This is a genomic window from Synechococcus sp. WH 7805 (assembly GCF_000153285.1).
Lineage (GTDB): Bacteria > Cyanobacteriota > Cyanobacteriia > PCC-6307 > Cyanobiaceae > Synechococcus_C.
Genome location: NZ_CH724168.1, coordinates 1,101,994 through 1,122,613, shown reverse-complemented (window position 1 = coordinate 1,122,613; position 20,620 = coordinate 1,101,994). Strand labels below are relative to the sequence as shown.

Genomic DNA, 20,620 nt, shown 5'->3' with positions numbered 1-20,620 from the left:
GTGCCTGTGATCAGAGGGTGTTGCCCTGTTGAAGACGGCTGGCTTCAGCCTGAAGCAGGGTTGATGCTTTGTCTTCGACGTCTTCCCAGGGCAGCTTCAGGTCGGGACGGCCGAAGTGGCCATAGGCAGCGGTATCGCGGTAGAAGCGTCCTCCACTCAACGAGGGCATCTCACGCAATTTGAATTGCTGGATGATGGCTCCCGGACGCAGGTCAAAGTGCTGTTGCACCAATTCGGTGAGTTCCGCATTCGAAACCTTGCCGGTTCCAAAGGATTCCACCAGGATCGAGACCGGCTTGGCCACCCCGATGGCATAGCTGAGCTGCACTTCAGCGCGTTGTGCAAGTCCTGCAGACACAAGGCATTTGGCCACGTACCGAGCTGCATAAGCTGCTGAACGGTCCACTTTTGTGGGGTCTTTCCCGGAGAAGGCTCCACCGCCATGACGGGCATATCCTCCGTAGGTGTCCACGATGATCTTTCGGCCTGTGAGCCCAGCGTCACCCTGTGGCCCACCCACCACGAATTTTCCTGTGGGATTTACCAGATAGCGCGTGGAGTCTTTGGAAGGCTTCAGCGGAAGGTCGGCCGTTGCAGGCTCCACCACGTGGGTCCAAAGGTCGTCGCTGATGCGTTCGCGAACCTGCTGTTCGTCGTTCATTCCAGCAACCTCAGCGGTGTGCTGCGTTGAGATCAGGATCGTGTCAATGGCAACAGGCTTGTCGTTCTCATAGACCACGCTCACCTGAGTCTTGCCATCTGGAAGCAGGTAATCCAGGGTGCCGTTGTGACGCACTTCGGCCAACCGACGTGACAACCGGTGCGCCAGGCTGATCGGCAACGGCATCAGCTCCGGGGTCTCGTTGCAGGCGTATCCGAACATGATGCCCTGATCGCCGGCGCCGACTTTGTCGAGAGGATCTCCCTCGTGGTCGTCTGCTTCATCGACACCTTGGGCGATGTCGGGCGACTGTTGATCGAGCGCGACGAGAACGGCACAGCTGTTGGCATCGAATCCGCCGGCCCTGGCACCGCTGTAACCGATCTCTCGAATGACATCGCGCACCAGATGGATGAAATCGACCTGTGCTTTGGAGGTCACTTCACCCGTGATCATGCAAAGCCCGGTATTGACCACCGTTTCACAGGCCACTCGGCTGCTGCTGTCTTGGGCCAGCAGGGCGTCGAGAACGGCATCACTCACCTGATCACAGATTTTATCGGGATGTCCTTCTGTGACCGATTCTGAGGTGAAGACGTAGCGACTCATACCGGGCTGTCGAATTCGTCGGACTGTAAAGCGTGGAGTTCCGGCGTCATGGTTGTCCTGATGGCTTCTCCAAGGTGAGGTCTTGCCAGTGATGAATCAGATGGTCATGAGCCGTGAGATCAGGGGAGCGATGCCAACCTGCCACGTAGCCAATAGCGGCTCCGATGCCTGCACGTTTGGCCATCAACAGATCGGTGTCGGCATCGCCAATCAGAGCGCAGCGATCGACCGATAGATTCAGTTGTGCACACAGTGCGTGGACTGCAGCTGGATCTGGCTTGCACGGCCAGCACTCAGCACTCCATACCGCCGCAAACATGTCGGTGAGATTGTGATGCCGCAGAAATGCTTGGATGCCATCGGTGGTGTCATTGCTGATCACCGCGCAGATCACACCGGCCTCCCTCAGCGATCGAAGCATGGTGAAGGCTGCCGGCAGCATGGAAACGGGATGTCCATTGGGATGCTTTGCCTGCCACTGGACATCAACACAATTAAAAACGTCTTCCGCCATCAGCAAAGCCTTAGGCCAACCCAGGCCCATTTGTGCGAACACCGTGGCTGTGCTCAGGATGTTGTGCTGTCTTGAGGCCACAGCCAAGGTTCCGTCTGGCAGAACCCCCTCTCGGTTACGTCCGTAGGTGCGAACCAGCAACTCTTCAAGTTCGCCGATGTCCGCGCTCGACGCTCCCTGAGCCGAGAACTGACGCTTGGCTTCTTCGATCCGAGCATCGGCCAGGCTCTTGAGCTGAGGCTCGCTGTGAGAAAGGGTGCCGTCCTTGTCGAACAGCACCCCGTCGATGGGACCAATGCTTTGGCCCCGGAGGTTGAAATGAGCCAAGGGGGCTCAGCAACTCAGACCATCATCGAGCCCAGGGGTTCTTCGCCTTCTTCGGCTTGTTCAAGCAACATCTGCTTGTAACGGGCGGCCATCTCTTCGGCCTTCTCGAACACTTTCTGAGGATCGGTGAGCATGTCGCCGGGCTCTGGCTCGAGGGCTTTGGTCGACAGCGAGATGCGTCCACGCTCGGCATCGAGATCGATAATCATCACCTTCATCTGATCGTTCACATTGAGAACCGAGTGGGGAGTCTCGATGTGTTCGTGGCTGATTTCAGAGATGTGAAGCAGGCCACTGACACCGCCGATGTCGATGAAAGCGCCGTAGGGCTTGATGCCACGAACGGTACCCACCACAACTTCGCCCACTTCCAGGCGATTCATCTTCCGTTCCACCAGCGCGCGGCGGTGACTGAGCACGAGGCGATTGCGCTCTTCGTCGACTTCGAGGAATTTCAGTGGAAGGAAATCGGCGACCAGCTCTTCCTTGGGCTTTCTGGTGCTGATGTGAGACCCAGGGATGAATCCACGGAGACCTTCAACACGCACCAAGGCACCACCGCGGTTTGTGGCAAACACCTCGGAATAGATCGTGGCATCTTCCTTCTGGAGTTGGCGAACCCGTTCCCAGGCGCGCTGATATTCAATTCTGCGGATGGAGAGTGAGAGCTGACCATCTTCGTTCTCCTCACTCATGATGAAGAACTCGCGGATCTCGCCCGGCTGAAGTACGTCGCTCAACCCTTCCACCCGGTTGATCGAGACTTCTTGAAGAGGCATGAAAGCCGCAGTTTTCGCGCCGATGTCGATCATGGCGCCCTTCGATTCCAGGGCAAACACCGTGCCGTTCACGATGTCGCCCGGCTTGAAGTTGTAGTCGTACTTGCTGAGAAGGGCTGCAAACTCATCCAGCGTGAAGCCGGCGTTGTCCATGTCCCGATTCGCTGCACGACTGCTGGGGTCGTCGGCGGTGGGGATGTCTTCGGGGATGCTGAGATCTTCATCCGTGCCGAAATCTGCCTGGTCGGCTGCCATCTCGGCTGCTGCTTCGGGCACGTTGGTGAGGGTTTCAGCCGTTTCCACAGCAGGATCCTGAACGGGATCAGTGGAGGTGACAGTCATGGAGGGGTGGCGGTCTGCCCGTTGAGCAGAGCGAAGGAAACTGGAGCAGGCCCGCCGACCTGGTCCAGGCAATCCCTCACTTTACAGAGTGGAGAGTCTGTCTCTTAAACCAGAGCTTCTATGCGGGTCTTGGAAGCGTTGATGCCTTCGAGCGTGGCGACGAAATCACTGACACCACTGAATTGTCTATACACCGATGCGAAGCGGATATAAGCGACTTCGCTCAATCCCTTGAGCTGCTCGAGCACCAGTTCTCCGATGTCATGGCTGGAGACTTCACGACCATTGCGTTGCTGCAAGATCAATTCCAGATCATCCACGATCGTTTCGAGCCGTTCAGGAGCCAGTCCTGTTTTTTCGCACGCACGACTAAGTCCGTGAAGAAGCTTGCTGCGACTGAATGCTTCCCGGTTTCCATTCCGTTTGATCACAGTGATTGGAACGGTTTCTACTCGTTCGTAGGTCGTGAAGCGGAATTCACAGTTCAAGCATTCCCTGCGTCGACGCACACTGCGACCGCCATCAGCTGCTCGTGACTCGAGCACCCGGCTATCTGTGTTTTGACAGGAAGGGCATTGCATGCCCGCGCACTCGAATGTGCACTAATCATACGGTTTGCGTCCACAGGTGAACAGAGCAGCAGTGATTTTCAGCGCAAGACATAAAAAAAACCCCGCCGAATGGCGGGGTTTTGAGGACTACTTGCCGATCTTCGGTGGATCGCGGAAGGCGATAGCAAAGAAGAGAGTGGCAATCGCAAGGGTGAGGATGAGGATGTAAGCAAAGCTTTCCATCGGGTAACTCCTAAAGGGCGATTAGCTGAGAGGGGTTCCGGCCGGTGGCACAAAACCATCGGGCAGACGACGGGTGGAACGGTCTCCCAATTTTTGGAAGAGGCCGAATTCCACCTGTTCACCGAGGTCTGGATCGATACCGGCAAACACATCGCGGTACAGAGTACGAGCACCGTGCCAGATATGCCCGAAGAAGAACAGCAGTGCAAAGGTGGCGTGTCCGAAGGTGAACCAGCCACGCGGTGAACTGCGGAACGTTCCGTCGGAGTTGTAGGTCTCCCGATCAAACTCGAACGCTTCACCAAGTTGAGCCTTGCGAGCAAGACGCTTCACTTCAGCAGGGTCCGTGAAGGTTTGTCCATCGAGGGCACCACCAAACACTGTTGCGGTGATTCCTTGCTGTTCGAACGAGTATTTCGCTTCCGCACGGCGGAAGGGAATGTCTCCACGAACGATTCCATCGCTGTCTTCAAGAATGACGGGGAAGTTCTCGAAGAAGTTGGGAAGGCGTCTGACCTGGAGATCCCTTCCCTCTTTGTCTGTGAAGGAGATGTGGCCGAGCCATCCAGTGGGAAGACCGTCACCGTTCACCATCGGGCCGACGCGGAACAGACCGCCCTTGGCAGGACTGTTGCCGACGTAGTCGTAGAAAGCAAGCTTCTCTGGAATCGAAGCGTACGCTTCGGCTGCAGTGGCGCCTTGGTCCATCGCCGTTTGAACGCGACGGTTGATTTCTGTTTTGAAATAGCTCTGGTCCCACTGGTAACGGGTGGGGCCGAATAGCTCGATCGGGGTGGCAGCTGCTCCGTACCACATGGTGCCGGCAACGATGAAGGCAGCGAAGAACACCGCTGCAATCGCACTAGCAAGCACCGTTTCGATGTTGCCCATCCGCAGCGCTTTGTAGAGGCGCTCAGAGGGACGCGTCGTGATGTGGAAAATTCCAGCAATGATGCCAACGATTCCGGCGGCAATGTGGTGAGCGACGATGCCCCCAGGGTTGAAGGGGTTAAATCCTTCAGGACCCCATGAAGGTTGCACCGGTTCGAGGTGACCTGTGATGCCGTATGGGTCTGAGATCCACATGCCAGGACCGAACACACCGGTGAGGTGGAACGCTCCGAAACCGAAGCAACCAAGACCAGCGAGGAGGAGGTGAATACCGAAAATCTTGGGAAGGTCGAGAGCAGGCTCCCCGGTGCGGGGGTCTTGCCAGATCTCGAGGTCCCAGTAGGTCCAGTGCCAGATGGCAGCAAGCATCAGCAGTCCGCTGAACACGATGTGAGCGGCGGCAACACCTTCGAAACTCCAGAAACCTGGATCAACACCGGTGGCACCGGTGATGCTCCAACCACCCCAGCTGTCGGTCACGCCAAGGCGTGCCATGAAGGGCATCACGAACATGCCCTGACGCCACATTGGGTTCAGAACAGGGTCGGACGGATCGAAGATGGCAAGTTCATAAAGGGCCATCGAGCCGGCCCAGCCGGCAACGAGGGCAGTGTGCATGAGGTGCACGGCCAAGAGACGGCCGGGGTCGTTGATGACGACGGTGTGCACCCGATACCAGGGCAATCCCATGGGTCAGGTTCGGGGGAACGGAGCTGTATAGACAGCCAGACCAAGCGATCGTAAGGCGTCCATCTCAGTGTGCGCGTGCCGTTGTCGTGAGCTGCAACGTCTGGAATCAGCATGGAGTGATTGCCGCTGGTCCGTTGGTCCCGTCTTCCCTGCGGTTCCAATGGCTTGCATGAGTCGAGGCGGGGGGTTACAAAACGCAACTTCAGGGCCCAAAGTGATGGAGTTTTGGCGCTGTGCTTGCGCCTCCTCCAGGAGTTTCCATGCCTGTGATCCGGTTTGTACGTGAAGGTCGCGACGTGGAGTGCTATCCGGGAGAGAACCTCCGCGACGTGGCTCTTAGGGAGGGAATACAGCTGTATGGCCTGAAAGGCCAGCTGGGGAACTGTGGTGGATGTGGGCAGTGCATTACCTGTTTTGTTGAGGTCAAAGGGGATCAGGCGGCCGCCAACTCCCTCTCTGGCCGAACAGCTGTAGAGGATTCCAAGCTCCGCCGCCGGCCTGGTAGTTGGAGACTCGCCTGCCAGGCTCTCGTTGAACGTTCCGTTGTCATCCTCACAAGGCCGCAGGTGTCGATGGGTGATCAGCGCCGACGCATTGAGGCGGCTCTCAGTGCACCTCTACCGCCAGGGCCCACGGCATGGCCTGTGGTGGAAAGCAGTGAGGATGACGATGAAGGGGCTGGCGATGATGAGGATCTTCAAAAGCAGTCATCCACAGACGCTCCTGCTACACCCGGTGACGAGCCGTGATGGGTTCGTGTCGAAGCCTTCCTAGCGGTGATACGTTCCATCAGGTTCTCGATCGTTCATGGAAACCAACGACCTCGGTTTCGTGGCCAGCCTGCTGTTTGTGCTTGTGCCGACCGTTTTCTTGATCATTCTGTTTATCCAAACCAACAGCAGGGAGGGTTGAGTCCCTCCTTGCTGACTGAAAGGGTTAGCTCCTCTCTGGTTCGCGTACGAGCAACACTGGCGCAGGGGCATGCACTCTGATGTAGTCACTGACGGATCCACCCAGAAGCTTGTCGAGATCAACCAAACCCCTTGCTACGAGCGGGCGTCGATCTTGAGAGGCGAGCACAACTAGATCGGCTTGGATTGTTTCTGCGGCTCGGCAAACCCCTTTGCCCACATCCGCATCCGTGACATGCAGAGGGTTAAGTGTTACTCCGAGCATGCGTGCCCTCTGGACGGCTTGGTCGAGCAGTGTGTCACTGGACCCTGAGGCCCCTCGCGATGGGGTCGGTTCAGTCCGTGAAACGTGAACGCCTGTGAGTTGTCCCCCGGGGATATCCCTCACCATTTCGCAGGCCAGCCGAAGGGCGTCGTCCCCAACGCCAGTGCCGTCGATGGTCACCAAGACCCGATTGATATGCCGCACATAAAGGTCGTCGCGGACCAACAGCATGGGGCGCGTCGATAGCTGAAAAACGTACTGACTGGCGCTATTGGCAAGGATCGACTGCAGGCGTCCCAGGCCGCGGGAGCCCATCACAATCAGATCCGCGTCCAGTTCGTCAGCCACCTTGAGAACGGTTTGTTTGGCGTCTCCCTGCCGGATGATCGAATTCACGTCACCTGGGTTGAGGCCCAGCTTTTCAACGGCCTTGGCCAACAGGCTGCCAGCCGTGGTCCAGTGCTGGTCTGAGTTGTCCTTGCTCTGTTCGGACACCACGTGCAGCAAATTCACCCTCGCTGTCTGAAACGCGGGCAGGTCACGCAGCATGCGGACCATTTCCTCGACGTGGCCTTTGCCGGAATCGGCGATCAACAGGTTCTTGAACACTGCATTGCTTCAGACATGCAGCAGCCTATGGCTGTTTCGTTGAGGCTTTTCGATGGTGAATGAGAGCGTTACGGCGATTCCGTTCCGTCTGCTTAAACGTGTGCTTCCACAGCACACCGATCACGGTGGCGTGATGTGGCACGGGGGATATGTGGCATGGCTCGAGGAGGCCAGGGTTGAGGCTCTCAATGTCATTGACTTTCCTTACCAGCGTTTTGTCGCCGCGGGGCTGGACATGCCGGTGGTACGTCTTGAAATCCGCTATCGAGAGGCCTTGCGGCTTGGTGATGAGGTTGTGCTGGAGTCAGTGCCTCAGCCTCAGCTTGGTGTGCGCTGGCCCTGGACAACGCGCTTCATTCGCGCTGGCGTGTGCGTGGCAGACGCAACGGTTGAACTGGTTCTCGTTCAAGTGCAAAGCACGCTCAAGGTCGTACGACACCCCCCTGAGGAGGTCGCGAAAGTTTTCGAGACGTTGACAGGCCGCAGAAAAGAACAGTCAAAATAAGTACAGGTGTACTTGTTTTGACTGTTGGATCGGGCTTGGTGGTGGGTATGGGCGGGTTGTCCTGGCATCGGCCCCTCGCGGATGCGACAGCTTGCAGATTTGTCTTGTGAGATGGGCTGTGGGTTGGCTGATCTCTGGGCTTGGCCTCTCTCCAGGTTTCGCAACGTCCTTGGCTGGCCAGAGTCATTGCTTGGCTCCCTGGCGAGATACCGCAAAGAGTGCCGATCACCGGGCAGTGTCACGGTTCCAGGTCATGCTTTGCTGCCGATGGACTCACTCTGGCCAGAGTCCCTACTTGATCTCGATCGCCCGCCTCTTTCTTTGCAGTGGTGTGGCCGCCGTGATCTTTGGCCTCTGCTCTCCAGCCGTCAGGCGGTGGCTGTGATTGGTACCCGTCGACCGTCGGCGCATGGGCTGCGCATGGCGGAGGCGCTTGGGCGTGCCCTCGCCTTCGCAGGGTGGCCGGTGGTGAGTGGGCTCGCAGAGGGTATTGATGCTGCTGTTCATCGAGCCTGTGTTCAATCCAAAGGGGTGCCTGTTGGGGTTCTCGGCACGCCATTGCACAGGGTCTATCCCCACGACCATCGTGGGTTGCAGCAGTCCGTCGCGGAGAATGGGCTCCTGTTCACTGAGCTCAGGGATCACGCCAGGGTGCAGAGATCGACGTTCGCCCTCAGGAATCGATTCCTGGTGGCTGTCGCCAGGGCTGTGGTGATTGTCGAGTGTCCGAAGGCGAGTGGTGCTTTGCATTCCGCGGCCATCGCTGAGTCGATGGCACGTCCGCTCTGGGTGGTTCCAGGCGATGCCCTGCGTCACTCCGCGCAGGGCAGCAATGCACTCCTGCAAGGGAAGGCTTCCGCTCTGGTTGATCTCGGGGCTTTCATTGATGCGTTGGGACCTGGCCCCGTTCCCTGCCAGGACTCGATGGTCAGCCCCACGGGCTTGGATCCTTCTAAAGAGAGGCTCCTCCAGCAAGTGAATGACGGTGCCACTCTCGAGCAGATGGCGAGGTGTCTTCAGGAGGATCCCCAGCACATCGCCCAGACCTTGATGCAATTAGAGCTTGCCGGCGTCGTGATGCCGATGCCAGGCCTGCGCTGGCGCTCCGTTTAGGTTCTGCCCATGCAAACAACGCGTTGTTCCGCGCAAGACCTGCTCGCCTGGCGCCGCTCCAAGCTTGCGCAGGGTGGGCGAGCTGTTGATTTCGACTGGCTGCTGATGATGCAGGGCGATCTCAGCTGGGCTGCACTGCAGAAGATGCGCATCCTGCCGGAATCAACCGTTTATCTCGCTGCATCCCTCACTGAATTGGAATCGTTGTGGCATCGCCATGTCACGGAGCATGTCCCCCTGCAGCACCTGGTGGGCCGATGTCCATGGCGTGATGTGGAGTTGCAGGTCAGCGCAGCAGCGCTGATCCCTCGCCAGGAGACCGAGCTTCTGATTGACCTAGCTCTTCAGTGCCTGAAGCACTCCGATTCAGATGCTCTCCCTCAGGCCGGGTTCTGGGCTGATCTCGGTACGGGAAGTGGAGCCATTGCTGTGGCGCTTGCCCGCTCTTTGCCTCGCTGGGAAGGACACGCCGTCGATCTCAGTGCCGAGGCTCTTGACCTGGCGCGGGTGAACCTGCGGTCACTCGCGCCTTCGAACGGATGGACGCTGCATCAGGGCAGCTGGTGGGAGCCCTTGCGTCACTTGTGGGGCATGTTGCATCTGGTGCTTTCCAATCCTCCATACATCCCTCGCACTCAGCTTCATGGTCTCGACCCGGTGGTTCGTGACCATGAACCTCATTTGGCCCTCTCGGGCGGTGATGACGGGCTGGATTGCTTACGCGCCATCATTGATAAAGCGCCAAGGGCGCTTGCCCCAGGGGGATGGCTGTTGGTGGAGCACCACCACGACCAGAGCGATGATGTTCTGATGCTGATGCGCGATGCGGGCCTCGATGCCCCCCAGGCCAGGCCTGACCTTCAGGGTGTGATGCGCTTCGCATTGGCACAGCGTCCCTTGCGAGGGTGAGATCTTTCCAGGCGATGGCCATGACGCCGTTAGATGGACAATTGATGGCAGTTGAGGAGATTGCCGGGCACCTTTGCGGCGGGGGCGCTGCACTCTTGCCCACGGATACGCTTCCGGCATTGGCATGCACTCCTTCCTCAGCGGCCCAGATCTGGACGTTGAAACAACGCCCTCAGGACAAACCGTTGATTCTGATGGCGGCAGAGGTCAGCGCTCTACTCGACCTCACCACCGTTATCGCCAGGGAGGATGCCCGGCCTCTGGCTGATCGTTACTGGCCTGGGCCGCTCACGCTGGTTCTACCCGCCGAAGGGACGCTGACGAATCACCTCAATCCCGGCCAAGACACCCTTGGCATGAGGATTCCTGCCTGTGCAGTGACCCGTTCTCTCCTTGCACGCTGTGGTCCATTGGCTACCACGAGCGCCAACCGATCCGGCGGAACTCCCAGTTGCAGCGCCGAGCAAGCGGCCGCGGCGTTCCCAGCTCTTCCCCTGCTTGCCCCTTTGCCGTGGCCCCAACCATCGGGTCTGGCCAGCACCGTTCTGAAGTGGATCTCCCCGGGGTGCTGGCAGACGCTGCGACAGGGCGCTGTGATGATTCCAAACGGCACCTCTTAACGCGATGCTCTGGTTGGTAGCGCTCGTGCTTGTTCTCCAGACGGCCTTTCACTGGCTTCTTGAGCCGGTGATTCGTCTCCTTACCCCGCTGTTTGAGCTGAACGTGCTGCCCTGGCTGTTCGCCTTCACAGGGGTATGGCTCCTTGCTGGGCACCGTGATCGCGATCGTCCCTGAAGGATTCATTTCCCTTTGGAAGCCGGCTGACGGATTTGAACCGACGGCCTTCGCTTTACAAAAGCGCTGCTCTACCGCTGAGCTAAGCCGGCATTGAGGGAAGTTTACCGATGGGTTGACCGTGGGGATCTTTTGATTGACTCAGCCACCAGAGAACCAGTTCCAAACGCGAGCGGCAGCCTGTTTTCATGAGCGCATGGCTGATATGACTCTCGATGGTTCGAATGCTGATCATCAAGGTCTTGGCCATGGCTTTGTTGGACATGCCATGGAGCAGAAGCTGAATCACGCCGATCTCTGCCTGGGTGAGGTTGGCTGAATGCGCCATGCCGAAGGGTCTCGCTGCCGCGAGGATTCCACGGTTCAGCCGCCAGGTTTCGAGGAGGCCATGGATCGCCGGATCGGCAGATTGGCCACAAGGGCTGTCACGCGATCTTCGGTTTCGAGAGTGACATCACCCTCCTCAAGATCGACGTCGACGTATTTGGCGACGACCTCGAAAATTTCACGGCGCATCTGATCCAACTGCTCGGGACTCAGATCGCTGCGATCGTGAGCCAGTACGAGCTGGAGGCGTTCTCTGGCCGTTGTGGCACTGGCCGGCTGGCGACCAAGAATTCGATCCAGAAGGTCCTGAAGAGTCATGGCGTTCAGAAGATCTTGGTTTGCATCATTCGGCGAACCTTGGCACGCAGTCCCGTTCGCCCTTCCCGAGCGGGATCCATCAACGGCACGTCCTCACCCTGAAGGCGTCGGGCGATGTTCGTGTAGGCCCTTGCTGCAGGCGACGCACTGCCGTTAAGGGTGAGCGGTTCCCCTCGGTTCGTGCTCACAATCACTTGCTCATCCTCGAGAACGAGGCCCAGCAGTGGCAGCGCCAGGATGTCGGTGACATCGTCGACAGCAAGCATCTCTTGATTGGCCATCATCCGGGGGCGAACCCGGTTGAGGACGAGCTGCACGGGAGTGACTCCCCGCGTGTTCAGCAGACCGATCACGCGGTCTGCATCCCGCACCGCTGATACCTCGGGCGTTGTGATCACGATGGCTTCTTTGGCAGCGGCCGCAGCATTCTTGAATCCGTCTTCGATGCCTGCAGGACAGTCGATGAGGACGTAATCGAAGCGTTCGGAGAGCATGCCGACGATGGCTTGCATGTCTTCAGGTTTCAGCCACTCGAGCATTCGTGGATTTCCCGCCGGCAGCAAGGCGAGATTCGGCTCTTGTTTGTGCTTCACCAAGGCCTGGTTTAGGCGGCATGTTTCAGCCAGTACTTCCTGGGCTGTGTACACGATCCGGTTTTCGAGGCCGAGGAGTAGATCAAGGTTTCGCAGTCCAAAATCAGCATCCAGCACCACCGTGCGCGCACCCTGCCTGGAGAGTGCGATGCCGAGATTGGCAGTGAGCGTTGTCTTACCAACGCCTCCTTTGCCTGAGCAGATCAGGATCGTTCGCGAAATCGTCACGGGGTCCCGGTTGGTTGGGCCACATTAATGGCTTCGATCGGCTAATAACCTTTTCCGGTGATTCGCTTGATCATCCCGTGAAGGGAGGCCGGGCCGGCTCGATGGCAATATCACCATCCCGGATGCAAGCCTGTTCAGCCTGTCCGGCCATCGGAGGCTCTTCCGGACCTCTGGCGACAAGGTCGGCAATGCGCAGCTGCAGCGGCCTCAGCTGCAGTGCGATGATCCGTGCCGACAGGTTTCCAGCGGCCCCGGCATGGGCGCGTCCGCGCAGGCGGCCCCAAACGTAGACATTGCCCTGAGCAGTAACGGAAGCTCCTGGGTTGACATCCCCAATCACCAGCGCATGCCCCTCGCTGCTGAGGTGATCCCCGGATCGAAGGGTTCCCCGGTGAATCCGCAGGTCTCCTCGCCTTTCATCGGTTTTGGCTCCACCGGTCTCTTCGTCTGTGTCTGCCATCGGCCGGAGGCCAGTCGGAAAACCAAGAGCAGCGGCTCCGATCTGCGTTTTGGGGCAGTGGGTGATGATCTGCTGCACTGTGTATCCCTCTCGCCCGAGGGCCTCCATGAGTTCAGTGAGCTCTCGACAACCCATCGACCAGTCACCCATGTCGAGGTCGACGGATCCCACCGGTAGAGATTCCCTTTGGTCCGGAACCCACTGATTCCAGTGACAGCTCTTGTGGGGCGGGAGGATCAGGACACGTTGGGCCTGTGACGGGGACGCCGCTTTCATCGCCAGCCGTTTCCTGCTTGAAGAGGCGAGATCTCCTGTCTCACCCTGGCCTTCAGCTCGGCGGCGATCTCCCGGGGGTGGATCAACCAGGCCGATTCCGCTGGCGTGGCCAAGCTGCTCACGAGTGCTGACTCCTGCTCTAAAGCCTGCAGGCTATGCCCATCCCAGAGCCGCAGGCCTCCTCGGTAGGGGTGATAGCCGTGAAGCTGATGTTGCCGCAGCCCGCAGCAGAGGGTGGGCTCCAGTCCAGCTGCTTCCGACATTGTTTGAGCGGCAGCGAGCAGTTCCAGTCGATCGGAAGAGTGAAGTGCACTCACATCGAGGGCTTTCAGCAGCCGGCGATTGAGAAAGCGATCGCACAGGCTCGCCAGGGGGGCAGGGGCATCGGCCTGCCAGCGCTGCAGGTGATAGCCGACGCGAAGGTCGTCGTTGGCGAGGTAGCTCTCGAGATCAAGTCGTTCGGTCTTCCACAGCCAACGGTGCATCGTGGAATCCGCCCAGATGCGGTCTGGACCGAGATGGCGAGCCTCCTGAATGAGACGCTCCAGCAACCAGTTGCACATCACGTTCAGCCGGTGGTTGTAAACGCTGCGGTACATCAGGTTGCGAACCACCAAGTAGTGCTCCACCGCCATTAATCCTTTCGGATGAATGGCCAGCTCTCCATCAGGGGCAAGGGTGATAGCGGCAAGAATGCGATCGAGGTCAAGCTGCCCATACCGAGCACCGGTGCTGTAGCTGTCCCTCAGCAGATAGTCGAGGCGATCACAATCCAGCTGGCTGCTGACCAGGGATTTGATCACCCCGCGTTCTGCCTGGCCATGTTCGAGGAGATCCGCAACCGCATCAGCGGTACCTGTGGCGTAATTCTCCAGGGAATCCCGGATCTGAGGATGCTCTCGGATCACCTGCGCAGACCACTGCTCGTGGTGGGTGCCGAACATCTCTTCCCCGGTGTGGCTCAGCGGGGCATGCCCCAGGTCGTGCAGCAGAGCGGCCCCGTAGAGAACACCCCGTTGCTGCTCTAGTGAGGGATCCAGCGTTTTGAGCCTTTCCATTGCCCGTCGCGCAATGGAAAACACACCAAGGGAATGGGTGAATCGACTCGACTCGGCTCCATGGAAGGTGAGGAACGCTGGTCCGAGCTGCCGGATCCGGCGTAATCGTTGAAACGGTGATGAGTCCACCAGCGAGAGAACCATGGCTTCCGCTGGATCTCTCGCATCGAGGCTGATGCCTCGATGCAGTGGGTCGTGGTACGTGCGGGATGCCATTCAGCTTGGTTGCGATGCCACGTCTGTGCTGTCCAGAGGCTGGATCTGGTCGCTCGGATGCTCCTGTTCGATTAGTGCCTGAAGCACTCGCTCGGCGTCATTCAGCCAGCGATCGCCTTCGCCTCCGGGGTTGAGAGGTTCTGGTTGATCCAGGATCCGGTCGGGTTGGATGCCTTGCCCTTGGATGTCCCGTCCGCTTGGGGTGACATACCCCGCCACCGTGACAGCCAGACCACTGCCATCACTCAGGTTGGTGAGGGTCTGAATCAGTCCTTTTCCAAATGTGTGATCCCCAAGCAGCAGAGATCGTCCATCGTCTTGGAGTGCGCCTGCCAGGATTTCGCTGGCACTTGCAGTTCCACTGTTGACAAGGGTCACCATCGGTCCGCTGTACAGCTCCCCAGGGCCTGACTGAATGGGATCGGCGATTCCGTCGCGATTGCGTGTTTCCACGATCGGCTCCTGATCCAGGAACACATCAGCCACCGCCAGTCCGGCGCTCACCAACCCACCGGAGTTGTTCCGGAGATCCAGCACGAGTCCTTCAACGTTCTTGTCGGAAAGCTCTTCGAGAGCTGCCCTCACTTGGGAAGGAACGCCTTCACTGAACTGCGTGATGCGCAGGTAGCCCAGGGTGTGGGCATCACTGCGCAGGCGGCGTGTCCTCACAGGCCGGAGGTCAATGGTTCGCCTTTCAAGGCTGATCTCTTTGCGTTCTCCCTCGGGAGACATCAACGTCACCAGAACTTGACTGCCCACGGTTCCCCGAAGGCGAGCTGCGGTCGCTTCCAGCCCGAGAGCGTCGACACCTTCGCCATCCACGGCAAGGATTTCGGTCCCACTGACGACGCTGGCATCGGCCGCGGGCGAGCCCTCGAGAGGAGCAATCACCACGATGGCGTCCCCGTCAGGCGGATGTCCGAGTTGCAATCCCACACCACTGAGGCTTCCCTCGTTGCTGGCTTTCATCACGGTGTAGTCGTCAGGCCTGAGCAACCGCGTGTAAGGGTCATTCAGGGGCAGCAGCATGGTTTCGATGGCGCTGTACGCCTGCTCACTGGTTTCGATGGTGTTTTCCAGTGCTTTCTGACGCAGCCGCTTCCAGCGGATTGTTTCGAACGTCTCAGGATCGACGTAGCTCTGATTCACAAGACGCCAGCTCTCCACCACCAGCTGCTGGGCGTCATTGAGAGCGAGGGCCTGAGGTGCGGCAAGCAGGCTGATCAACACACCGATGAACAGGCCAGATGCAAGGCGTTGCAACTGATTTGACCAGCTGTTAACAGTCGGCAACATTGGCTTCATTCTTGCGCGCCTTCCTCAGTGTCGTCGGTAGACTCTCGCAATCCAAGCCCATAACTGCATGGCGAACTCCTCACCCGTCTACGACTGGTTCCAGGAACGTCTTGAAATTCAGGACATTGCTGATGACATCAGCAGCAAGTACGTGCCCCCTCACGTCAACATCTTCTATTGCCTGGGTGGTATCACCTTGGTCTGCTTCCTGATCCAGTTCGCCACTGGGTTTGCGATGACCTTCTATTACAAGCCGACCGTTGCTGAGGCTTACAGCTCCGTTCAGTACCTCATGACTGACGTGAGCTTTGGATGGCTGATCCGTTCGGTGCACCGCTGGAGCGCCTCGATGATGGTGCTGATGCTGATCCTGCACGTCTTCCGTGTGTATCTCACCGGTGGTTTCAAGCGTCCACGTGAGCTCACCTGGGTGACCGGCGTGACGATGGCCGTGATCACGGTTTCCTTCGGAGTGACCGGATACTCCCTCCCCTGGGATCAAGTTGGTTACTGGGCCGTGAAAATCGTGTCGGGTGTTCCGGCTGCCATTCCTGTGGTCGGTGATTTCATGGTTGAACTGCTCCGTGGCGGCGAGAGTGTGGGTCAGTCAACGTTGACTCGCTTTTACAGCCTTCACACGTTCGTGATGCCTTGGCTGCTTGCAGTGTTCATGCTCATGCACTTCCTGATGATCCGGAAGCAGGGCATCTCCGGTCCGTTGTGATCCGTTTCAGTCTCTGATCGTTCCTGATCAGGTCATTCAGGTCTGTCTAAGGTTTTTTCATCTCCCGCTGATCCATGCACATTCTCAAGAAGCCGGATCTCTCAGATCCCAAGATGCGTGCCAAGCTCGCCAAGGGTATGGGACACAACTATTACGGAGAGCCGGCCTGGCCTAACGATCTCCTCTATATCTTCCCAGTTGTCATCCTCGGAACGATTGCTTGCGTGGTCGGTCTTGCCGTCCTTGACCCTGCAATGTTGGGTGATAAGGCTGATCCCTTTGCCACTCCCCTGGAAATTCTTCCCGAGTGGTACCTCTACCCGGTTTTCCAGATCCTGCGTGTTGTTCCAAACAAACTGCTTGGAATCGCTTTGCAGACTCTGGTTCCTTTGGGACTGATGCTGGTTCCCTTCATCGAGAGCTTCAATAAGTTCCAGAATCCTTTCCGCCGTCCGGTGGCCATGGCTGTGTTCCTGTTCGGAACCGTCACCACGATCTACCTCGGTATTGGTGCTGCTCTGCCAATCGACAAATCCCTCACCCTTGGATTGTTCTGAACGTCCTGATCTCTTCAGTTCGACATCAAGCCCGGTCTTTGACCGGGCTTTTCTGTTTTGATGCATCCTCTCGTGCCACGGCCTTTAATCGTTGTGCCTCACTGGACTATCAATTGAGTCAGGATCGGGAACGGCACCCTCGTCGAGGTCGAGCAATAGAACATCATCGGGATTGACCCGTAAAAATTGGTGAAGCAATAGAAAGCCAACGATGGTCCAGGTCTGATAAGTCCTTGATTGCTGTCCGACCCACGTACCGGTTGGACCATCAAAGTATTCAGCCCATTGTTGCCTGGGCAACTGGTTGAGATGACTCCAGTAGCACTCCTCGAGCAAAGCTTTCATCTGCCCCATAAGCAACACATCGGCATGGGGGTGGCGTCGCTCATGCAACAGGATGGAACTGCCGAAAAACCAGAGAAGGCTTGGCCAGTGCCCACCGTTGTGGTAACTCCAGGGCCAGTTCTTTGGGTCTGAGCCGGTCTTGTTCTGCCATTCCAGGCTTTCCATCGGTGGATGGCAGATGCGCATCGGCATTTCGGCCATTAGGTGATCACGGTTATGCAGCGTCAGTCGGAATAGGGCGCGCTGTTGAGGAGCCGTGAGCAGTCCGAAGAGACAGCCGAGTGAATTTCCCAGGCTGTAAAAGCGGAAGTCGGGTCGGCCCGTGCGTATGTTGCCGATGAGGTAACCGCCGCGATTTTCAAGCCAGTCCTGCAGCCAGTCGGGAATCACCTGAGGTTGAACGTTGAATTCGTTTTGGTGCTGGTTGTCTCCGTACTGTTCCGTGGGGCGTCGTCTCAGCACTTGCATGGTTTTGCTGGTGACCCAGTAGTGCTTGAGCAGGAACTGACGTAGATCATGAACCCATTGCCGGGTCAGTATGAGCCGTTGATCCAGCAGCCGACTGCCGTGATGCTTTCGTCCAAGCTCCATGATCTGGGCGCAGCAACGCAGTGAGCCATAAAGGAGGACTTCCACCTCGAGCGGTGCTCCCCAAACGTCCATCGGACGATCAATCATGAAGGCACAGTCCGGCACGAAGAGCACCGGAGTGCCCTCAAACGTGGGATGCAGCACAAGGTCGAGCAGCAGCTGCACGCCCCGTTGAACCGCCTGGCTGGAGGCGAACTCTTCGTCTCCACTGGATTTCACATACATCCAGCACAGAACCGGCCACCAAAGGCTTGCGTCAACCGATGTGATGCGACCGATGGAACGCTGCCCGTAGTCGGCGATCAATTGGCCTTTCTCCTCCACGAAGCTTGTGGGGAAAACCCCTCGGGTTTGATACGTGGTGCTTTGTAGATCGAGACAGATACTCAGGAATTGTTTGACGATGTCGAAGCGTTTCTGCGTGAGCAGATAGACCATCACCGGCACGTTGTCGCGCAGGAAAATCTCGCCGTAGTTGAGAGCCTCGTCGTGACGAGGGTGCTCGAGGGCTGCGACGCTTCCAGCGAGTTGTCCGCGCACAGGAATCAGGGTGCGCTCGAAATGCTCGCGGGCTTTCAGAACAACCTGATCCTCTTTGGAACTCGGGCGCACCCTCTGGTTCTGCTGGCTGAACCGTCCGGCCATGGTTCTCCTCCGGAGATCCCCGAAACCTAGTGATGACTCCTGTTCTCGCCAGTGGAAGCAAGTCTGGAGATGCGCTGTTTGGGTTTGTAGTTGCTTGAGAGGGGGTGGGAGGTGTTATGGTTATGGACTGCGCGGGGGGCTGAGGCCTGAAGCGCAGCTTTCAAGCATGAAGGGCGTGAGCTTGTAGTGTTTGGAAGTGCTTACAAGGCCAAAGGGGAGCGATCCCACGGTGTTGTAAGTTTCACAAGCGGTCGCGAGACCGCACCGCCAACCGCTTCTGCAAGGGAGCGCGACGGCAGAACCTGGACAACTGAAAAGTTTAGGAACTGACGCTTTCATCGCGTTTGTTGCTGATGAATCAACTGAGAAGTTGAGGAGTGAGTGATGAATGAAAGAGCGATGAAGGTGTGAGGTCCCGTCAACAACAATTCGTTGCGAAGAAGCATTGTGCTTACAACTTGAAAGTTTTCACGAGCTTTTGAGTTGTCGGTGTGCGCAATGTGGAGCAACAACCGGATCTGAGATCCTGGAAAGTCACGAAGGAGAGATTCTAAGTGCACTCTTTTGAACCCTTCTGTCAGAGGAAGGAGGCATCAACTGTGATCAGTACGCCAGTGCTGATGAATGGGTGAAGCAAATCATTTTGAGGATGCGCGAGCATTCAAGAGGAAATGATCTACAACGGAGAGTTTGATCCTGGCTCAGGATGAACGCTGGCGGCGTGCTTAACACATGCAAGTCGAACGAACCTTCGGGTGAGTGGCGGACGGGTGAGTAACGCGTGGGAATCTGCCCTCAGGAGGGGGATAACGGCTGGAAACGGCCGCTAATACCCCATATGCCGAGAGGTGAAATGAATTCGCCTGAGGATGAGCCCGCGTCTGATTAGCTAGTTGGTGAGGTAAGAGCTCACCAAGGCATCGATCAGTAGCTGGTCTGAGAGGATGATCAGCCACACTGGGACTGAGACACGGCCCAGACTCCTACGGGAGGCAGCAGTGGGGAATTTTCCGCAATGGGCGAAAGCCTGACGGAGCAACGCCGCGTGAGGGATGAAGGCCTCTGGGCTGTAAACCTCTTTTCTCAAGGAAGAAGATCTGACGGTACTTGAGGAATAAGCCACGGCTAATTCCGTGCCAGCAGCCGCGGTAATACGGGAGTGGCAAGCGTTATCCGGAATTATTGGGCGTAAAGCGTCCGCAGGCGGCCCTTCAAGTCTGCTGTTAAAACGTGGAGCTTAACTCCATCATGGCAGTGGAAACTGTTGGGCTCGAGTGTGGTAGGGGCAGAGGGAATTCCCGGTGTAGCGGTGAAATGCGTAGATATCGGGAAGAACACCAGTGGCGAAGGCGCTCTGCTGGGCCATAACTGACGCTCATGGACGAAAGCCAGGGGAGCGAAAGGGATTAGATACCCCTGTAGTCCTGGCCGTAAACGATGAACACTAGGTGTCGGGGGAATCGACCCCCTCGGTGTCGTAGCCAACGCGTTAAGTGTTCCGCCTGGGGAGTACGCACGCAAGTGTGAAACTCAAAGGAATTGACGGGGGCCCGCACAAGCGGTGGAGTATGTGGTTTAATTCGATGCAACGCGAAGAACCTTACCAGGGTTTGACATCCTGCGAACCTCTTGGAAACGAGAGGGTGCCTTCGGGAGCGCAGTGACAGGTGGTGCATGGCTGTCGTCAGCTCGTGTCGTGAGATGTTGGGTTAAGTCCCGCAACGAGCGCAACCCACGTCTTTAGTTGCCAGCATTTAGTTGGGCACTCTAGAGAGACCGCCGGTGATAAACCGGAGGAAGGTGTGGATGACGTCAAGTCATCATGCCCCTTACATCCTGGGCTACACACGTACTACAATGCTACGGACAAAGAGCAGCAAGTTCGCGAGGACAAGCAAATCTCATAAACCGTGGCTCAGTTCAGATCGTAGGCTGCAACTCGCCTACGTGAAGGAGGAATCGCTAGTAATCGCAGGTCAGCATACTGCGGTGAATACGTTCCCGGGCCTTGTACACACCGCCCGTCACACCATGGAAGTTGGCCACGCCCGAAGCCGTTACTCCAACCCTTGTGGAGGAGGACGTCGAAGGTGGGGCTGATGACTGGGGTGAAGTCGTAACAAGGTAGCCGTACCGGAAGGTGCGGCTGGATCACCTCCTAACAGGGAGACAAACAACGATTTTGATGTCTGAGTATTTTATTCTTAGGCCGAAATCCTGTCACCTTAGGTCGATCGGTACCTCAGCTTTGAAGCCATCAAATTTGCAGCGA

23 protein-coding genes, 1 tRNA gene and 1 rRNA gene are annotated in these 20,620 nt (G+C 57.7%); 10 read left to right on the top strand and 15 right to left on the bottom strand.

The genetic code is table 11. The features are described 5' to 3' along the window. Window positions 1-10 precede the first annotated feature (10 nt). From metK to psbB, 6 genes are all read right to left on the bottom strand, one after another. A complete protein-coding gene (metK, locus tag WH7805_RS06040; protein ID WP_006042126.1) occupies window positions 11-1,270 on the bottom strand; it encodes a methionine adenosyltransferase in 1,260 nt (419 codons plus the stop codon). Between the two features lie 46 nt (window positions 1,271-1,316). Further along, on the bottom strand, window positions 1,317-2,111 hold the full coding sequence (locus tag WH7805_RS06035) for an HAD family hydrolase (RefSeq protein ID WP_006042125.1): 795 nt from the start codon (window positions 2,109-2,111) through the stop codon (window positions 1,317-1,319). Window positions 2,112-2,125: 14 nt separating this feature from the next. Beyond that, a complete protein-coding gene (locus WH7805_RS06030; protein WP_006042124.1) occupies window positions 2,126-3,232 on the bottom strand; it encodes a 30S ribosomal protein S1 in 1,107 nt (368 codons plus the stop codon). Between the two features lie 104 nt (window positions 3,233-3,336). Further along, window positions 3,337-3,813, bottom strand: a complete 477-nt coding sequence (gene nrdR, locus WH7805_RS06025; protein WP_006042123.1) for a transcriptional regulator NrdR — start codon at window positions 3,811-3,813, stop codon at window positions 3,337-3,339. A gap of 117 nt (window positions 3,814-3,930) precedes the next feature. Continuing rightward, window positions 3,931-4,026 (bottom strand): photosystem II reaction center protein T, encoded by a 96-nt coding sequence (locus tag WH7805_RS06020; protein ID WP_006042122.1) that lies wholly within the window; start codon window positions 4,024-4,026, stop codon window positions 3,931-3,933. Between the two features lie 21 nt (window positions 4,027-4,047). Continuing rightward, window positions 4,048-5,607 (bottom strand): photosystem II chlorophyll-binding protein CP47, encoded by a 1,560-nt coding sequence (gene psbB, locus WH7805_RS06015; protein WP_006042121.1) that lies wholly within the window; start codon window positions 5,605-5,607, stop codon window positions 4,048-4,050. A gap of 260 nt (window positions 5,608-5,867) precedes the next feature. On the opposite strand from psbB, the gene WH7805_RS06010 reads away from it, so the two are divergent. Then, on the top strand, window positions 5,868-6,356 hold the full coding sequence (locus tag WH7805_RS06010) for a 2Fe-2S iron-sulfur cluster-binding protein (RefSeq protein WP_006042120.1): 489 nt from the start codon (window positions 5,868-5,870) through the stop codon (window positions 6,354-6,356). A gap of 58 nt (window positions 6,357-6,414) precedes the next feature. Beyond that, window positions 6,415-6,519 carry a photosystem II reaction center protein PsbM gene (gene psbM / locus WH7805_RS06005; protein WP_006042119.1) on the top strand — a complete coding sequence of 35 codons (105 nt, stop codon included), beginning with the start codon at window positions 6,415-6,417 and terminating at the stop codon, window positions 6,517-6,519. A 24-nt stretch (window positions 6,520-6,543) separates the two neighbouring features. On the opposite strand, the gene WH7805_RS06000 is transcribed toward psbM, so the two are convergent. Then, the gene (locus WH7805_RS06000; RefSeq protein WP_006042118.1) at window positions 6,544-7,392 is read right to left on the bottom strand and encodes a universal stress protein; all 849 of its coding nucleotides are present in this window, start codon (window positions 7,390-7,392) and stop codon (window positions 6,544-6,546) included. A 52-nt stretch (window positions 7,393-7,444) separates the two neighbouring features. On the opposite strand from WH7805_RS06000, the gene WH7805_RS05995 reads away from it, so the two are divergent. From WH7805_RS05995 to WH7805_RS14705, 5 genes are all read left to right on the top strand, one after another. Beyond that, the gene (locus WH7805_RS05995) at window positions 7,445-7,897 is read left to right on the top strand and encodes a thioesterase family protein (RefSeq protein ID WP_006042117.1); all 453 of its coding nucleotides are present in this window, start codon (window positions 7,445-7,447) and stop codon (window positions 7,895-7,897) included. A gap of 267 nt (window positions 7,898-8,164) precedes the next feature. Beyond that, window positions 8,165-9,010, top strand: coding sequence for a DNA-processing protein DprA (locus WH7805_RS05990; protein WP_232198968.1), 846 nt, complete (start codon window positions 8,165-8,167; stop codon window positions 9,008-9,010). 9 nt (window positions 9,011-9,019) lie between these two features. Then, window positions 9,020-9,919, top strand: a complete 900-nt coding sequence (prmC, locus tag WH7805_RS05985; protein WP_006042115.1) for a peptide chain release factor N(5)-glutamine methyltransferase — start codon at window positions 9,020-9,022, stop codon at window positions 9,917-9,919. 20 nt (window positions 9,920-9,939) lie between these two features. Beyond that, window positions 9,940-10,539 carry an L-threonylcarbamoyladenylate synthase gene (locus WH7805_RS05980; RefSeq protein WP_156783630.1) on the top strand — a complete coding sequence of 200 codons (600 nt, stop codon included), beginning with the start codon at window positions 9,940-9,942 and terminating at the stop codon, window positions 10,537-10,539. A 4-nt stretch (window positions 10,540-10,543) separates the two neighbouring features. Then, entirely contained in the window at window positions 10,544-10,714 is a 171-nt protein-coding gene (locus WH7805_RS14705) for a hypothetical protein (protein ID WP_006042113.1), read from the top strand. 20 nt (window positions 10,715-10,734) lie between these two features. Here the strand turns inward: WH7805_RS14705 and WH7805_RS05975 are convergent. The 7 genes from WH7805_RS05975 to ctpZ all read right to left on the bottom strand — a co-directional run bounded on the left by WH7805_RS05975 (window position 10,735) and on the right by ctpZ (window position 15,486). Beyond that, window positions 10,735-10,806 (bottom strand) — tRNA-Thr (locus tag WH7805_RS05975). Next, the gene (locus WH7805_RS13840; protein WP_006042112.1) at window positions 10,797-11,042 is read right to left on the bottom strand and encodes a response regulator transcription factor; all 246 of its coding nucleotides are present in this window, start codon (window positions 11,040-11,042) and stop codon (window positions 10,797-10,799) included. The genes WH7805_RS05975 and WH7805_RS13840 overlap by 10 nt, the downstream gene beginning before the upstream one ends. 35 nt (window positions 11,043-11,077) lie before the next feature. Beyond that, on the bottom strand, window positions 11,078-11,359 hold the full coding sequence (gene minE, locus WH7805_RS05970) for a cell division topological specificity factor MinE (protein ID WP_006042111.1): 282 nt from the start codon (window positions 11,357-11,359) through the stop codon (window positions 11,078-11,080). Window positions 11,360-11,364: 5 nt separating this feature from the next. After that, window positions 11,365-12,180, bottom strand: a complete 816-nt coding sequence (minD, locus tag WH7805_RS05965) for a septum site-determining protein MinD (protein WP_006042110.1) — start codon at window positions 12,178-12,180, stop codon at window positions 11,365-11,367. A gap of 70 nt (window positions 12,181-12,250) precedes the next feature. Next, on the bottom strand, window positions 12,251-12,916 hold the full coding sequence (gene minC, locus WH7805_RS05960; RefSeq protein ID WP_006042109.1) for a septum site-determining protein MinC: 666 nt from the start codon (window positions 12,914-12,916) through the stop codon (window positions 12,251-12,253). After that, window positions 12,913-14,190, bottom strand: a complete 1,278-nt coding sequence (locus WH7805_RS05955; RefSeq protein ID WP_006042108.1) for an HD domain-containing protein — start codon at window positions 14,188-14,190, stop codon at window positions 12,913-12,915. Before WH7805_RS05955 ends, minC begins: the two co-directional genes overlap by 4 nt. Then, window positions 14,191-15,486, bottom strand: a complete 1,296-nt coding sequence (ctpZ, locus tag WH7805_RS05950) for a carboxyl-terminal processing protease CtpZ (protein WP_006042107.1) — start codon at window positions 15,484-15,486, stop codon at window positions 14,191-14,193. 67 nt (window positions 15,487-15,553) lie between these two features. On the opposite strand from ctpZ, the gene petB reads away from it, so the two are divergent. Then, a complete protein-coding gene (gene petB / locus WH7805_RS05945) occupies window positions 15,554-16,210 on the top strand; it encodes a cytochrome b6 (RefSeq protein WP_006042106.1) in 657 nt (218 codons plus the stop codon). A 74-nt stretch (window positions 16,211-16,284) separates the two neighbouring features. After that, window positions 16,285-16,767, top strand: coding sequence for a cytochrome b6-f complex subunit IV (gene petD, locus WH7805_RS05940; RefSeq protein WP_006042105.1), 483 nt, complete (start codon window positions 16,285-16,287; stop codon window positions 16,765-16,767). 84 nt (window positions 16,768-16,851) lie between these two features. On the opposite strand, the gene WH7805_RS05935 is transcribed toward petD, so the two are convergent. Beyond that, window positions 16,852-18,348 (bottom strand): glycoside hydrolase 100 family protein, encoded by a 1,497-nt coding sequence (locus tag WH7805_RS05935; protein ID WP_006042104.1) that lies wholly within the window; start codon window positions 18,346-18,348, stop codon window positions 16,852-16,854. A gap of 678 nt (window positions 18,349-19,026) precedes the next feature. Between WH7805_RS05935 and WH7805_RS05925 the strand changes: the two genes are divergently transcribed. Continuing rightward, window positions 19,027-20,510 (top strand): 16S ribosomal RNA (locus WH7805_RS05925). The last annotated feature ends 110 nt before the right edge of the window (window positions 20,511-20,620 follow it).

Excerpts from the sequence above, each read along its gene's own strand:
- minE (WP_006042111.1), bottom strand. The coding sequence starts at position 11,359 with ATGACTCTTCAGGACCTTCTGGATCGAATTCTTGGTCGCCAGCCGGCC.
- WH7805_RS05995 (WP_006042117.1), top strand. The coding sequence starts at position 7,445 with ATGGTGAATGAGAGCGTTACGGCGATTCCGTTCCGTCTGCTTAAACGT.
- metK (WP_006042126.1), bottom strand. The coding sequence starts at position 1,270 with ATGAGTCGCTACGTCTTCACCTCAGAATCGGTCACAGAAGGACATCCC.
- WH7805_RS05955 (WP_006042108.1), bottom strand. The coding sequence starts at position 14,190 with ATGGCATCCCGCACGTACCACGACCCACTGCATCGAGGCATCAGCCTC.
- WH7805_RS05935 (WP_006042104.1), bottom strand. The coding sequence starts at position 18,348 with ATGGCCGGACGGTTCAGCCAGCAGAACCAGAGGGTGCGCCCGAGTTCC.
- petD (WP_006042105.1), top strand. The coding sequence starts at position 16,285 with ATGCACATTCTCAAGAAGCCGGATCTCTCAGATCCCAAGATGCGTGCC.
- psbM (WP_006042119.1), top strand. The coding sequence starts at position 6,415 with ATGGAAACCAACGACCTCGGTTTCGTGGCCAGCCTGCTGTTTGTGCTT.
- psbB (WP_006042121.1), bottom strand. The coding sequence starts at position 5,607 with ATGGGATTGCCCTGGTATCGGGTGCACACCGTCGTCATCAACGACCCC.
- WH7805_RS06030 (WP_006042124.1), bottom strand. The coding sequence starts at position 3,232 with ATGACTGTCACCTCCACTGATCCCGTTCAGGATCCTGCTGTGGAAACG.
- WH7805_RS14705 (WP_006042113.1), top strand. The coding sequence starts at position 10,544 with ATGCTCTGGTTGGTAGCGCTCGTGCTTGTTCTCCAGACGGCCTTTCAC.
- WH7805_RS05980 (WP_156783630.1), top strand. The coding sequence starts at position 9,940 with ATGACGCCGTTAGATGGACAATTGATGGCAGTTGAGGAGATTGCCGGG.
- WH7805_RS13840 (WP_006042112.1), bottom strand. The coding sequence starts at position 11,042 with ATGGCGCATTCAGCCAACCTCACCCAGGCAGAGATCGGCGTGATTCAG.
- WH7805_RS06020 (WP_006042122.1), bottom strand. The coding sequence starts at position 4,026 with ATGGAAAGCTTTGCTTACATCCTCATCCTCACCCTTGCGATTGCCACT.
- minC (WP_006042109.1), bottom strand. The coding sequence starts at position 12,916 with ATGAAAGCGGCGTCCCCGTCACAGGCCCAACGTGTCCTGATCCTCCCG.
- prmC (WP_006042115.1), top strand. The coding sequence starts at position 9,020 with ATGCAAACAACGCGTTGTTCCGCGCAAGACCTGCTCGCCTGGCGCCGC.
- petB (WP_006042106.1), top strand. The coding sequence starts at position 15,554 with ATGGCGAACTCCTCACCCGTCTACGACTGGTTCCAGGAACGTCTTGAA.
- WH7805_RS06010 (WP_006042120.1), top strand. The coding sequence starts at position 5,868 with ATGCCTGTGATCCGGTTTGTACGTGAAGGTCGCGACGTGGAGTGCTAT.
- nrdR (WP_006042123.1), bottom strand. The coding sequence starts at position 3,813 with ATGCAATGCCCTTCCTGTCAAAACACAGATAGCCGGGTGCTCGAGTCA.
- ctpZ (WP_006042107.1), bottom strand. The coding sequence starts at position 15,486 with ATGTTGCCGACTGTTAACAGCTGGTCAAATCAGTTGCAACGCCTTGCA.
- WH7805_RS05990 (WP_232198968.1), top strand. The coding sequence starts at position 8,165 with ATGGACTCACTCTGGCCAGAGTCCCTACTTGATCTCGATCGCCCGCCT.